Source organism: Enterobacter cloacae complex sp.6700776, from assembly GCF_048284255.1.
GTDB lineage: Bacteria > Pseudomonadota > Gammaproteobacteria > Enterobacterales > Enterobacteriaceae > Enterobacter > Enterobacter intestinihominis.
This window is the reverse complement of sequence record NZ_JBLVYK010000093.1, coordinates 1-349: the sequence shown is the minus strand read 5'-3', so window position 1 is coordinate 349 and position 349 is coordinate 1. Positions and strand designations below refer to the sequence as shown.

The following is a 349-nucleotide window of genomic DNA, read 5'->3' as shown; positions in this document are numbered from 1 at the left end:
AGCCTAAACAGTGCTCTAACCCCGCAGGTAATACTTGAGGCACTACCTAAATAGTTTTCGGAGAGAACCAGCTATTTCCAAGTTTGTTTAGCCTTTCACCCCTATCCACAGCTCATCCGCTAGTTTTGCAACACTAGTCGGTTCGGACCTCCAGCACCTGTTACGGTACCTTCATCCTGGCCATGGATAGATCACTTGGTTTCGGGTCTACACCCAGCGACTATTCGCCCTATTCGGACTCGATTTCTCTACGGCTTCCCTATTCGGTTAACCTCGCCACTGAATGTAAGTCGCTGACCCATTATACAAAAGGTACGCCGTCACCTTGCGGCTCCGACTTTTTGTATGC

Annotated in this window: 1 rRNA gene; it reads right to left on the bottom strand. The window is 49.3% G+C overall.

Going from position 1 to position 349, the window contains the following annotated elements:
* Positions 1-349: ribosomal RNA gene (locus ACNQ0T_RS23365) — 23S ribosomal RNA — on the bottom strand; the annotation flags it as partial.